The 246-nt window shown below is 60.6% G+C and carries 1 pseudogene; it reads right to left on the bottom strand.

What is annotated here, in order from left to right:
* Positions 1–246, bottom strand: a pseudogene (locus CVH10_RS23225) (isocitrate lyase); the annotation flags it as partial.

Here is a 246-nt window from a genome sequence, read left to right as displayed (position 1 = left end):
AGGAAGGTATAGAGTTCCTCGATCAGCGCGGGGACGCTGGTCTTTTCGTGCATCGACTGGTCGGGCAGCGGGCCGAAGTCACTACGGAGCGCGGCGACCATCCAGCCCGACAGATACAGATACCGCCCCTTGGTGGTGCCGAAATGCTTCTTGATGCTGATCAGCTTCTGCTGGCCGATGAAGCCGTGCCAGCAGCCAAGGGACTGCGTGTAATGCGCCGGATCGGCATCATAGGCCGCCATGTCA

The sequence above is a fragment of the Halomonas sp. ND22Bw genome, from assembly GCF_003011945.1.
In the GTDB taxonomy this organism is placed as follows: domain Bacteria; phylum Pseudomonadota; class Gammaproteobacteria; order Pseudomonadales; family Halomonadaceae; genus Halomonas; species Halomonas halophila.
Note: the sequence above shows the minus strand (reverse complement) of the source record. Positions and strands in the feature narration are given on the sequence as shown.